This window comes from Staphylococcus sp. EZ-P03 (assembly GCF_003344575.1).
GTDB lineage: Bacteria > Bacillota > Bacilli > Staphylococcales > Staphylococcaceae > Staphylococcus > Staphylococcus simulans_B.
In genome coordinates, this window is the sequence record NZ_QPMO01000056.1 from 1 (window position 1) to 569 (window position 569).

Consider the following 569-nt stretch of genomic DNA (forward strand, 5'->3'; position numbering starts at 1 on the left):
AATGCCTCACATTTGTGCCACCTAAAAAGGAGCGATTTACATATGAGTTATGCAGTTTGTAGAATGCAAAAAGTGAAATCAGCTGGACTAAAAGGCATGCAATTTCATAATCAAAGAGAGCGAAAAAGTAGAACGAATGATGATATTGACCATGAGCGAACACGTGAAAATTATGATTTGAAAAATGATAAAAATATTGATTACAACGAACGTGTCAAAGAAATTATTGAATCACAAAAAACAGGTACAAGAAAAACGAGGAAAGATGCTGTTCTTGTAAATGAGTTGCTAGTAACATCTGACCGAGATTTTTTTGAGCAACTGGATCCAGGAGAACAAAAACGATTTTTTGAGGAAAGTTATAAATTATTTTCCGAACGATATGGCAAGCAAAATATTGCTTATGCAACAGTTCATAATGATGAGCAAACCCCTCACATGCATTTAGGTGTTGTGCCTATGCGTGATGGAAAACTGCAAGGAAAAAATGTGTTTAATCGTCAAGAACTGTTATGGCTACAAGATAAATTCCCCGAGCATATGAAAAAACAGGGTTTTGAGTTGAAGCG

Annotated in this window: 1 protein-coding gene; it reads left to right on the top strand. The window is 35.3% G+C overall.

Going from position 1 to position 569, the window contains the following annotated elements:
* Positions 1-42: 42 nt before the first annotated feature.
* The coding region (mobV, locus tag DVJ99_RS12945) for a MobV family relaxase (RefSeq protein ID WP_162912224.1) at positions 43-569 on the top strand (527 nt) is incomplete at its 3' end.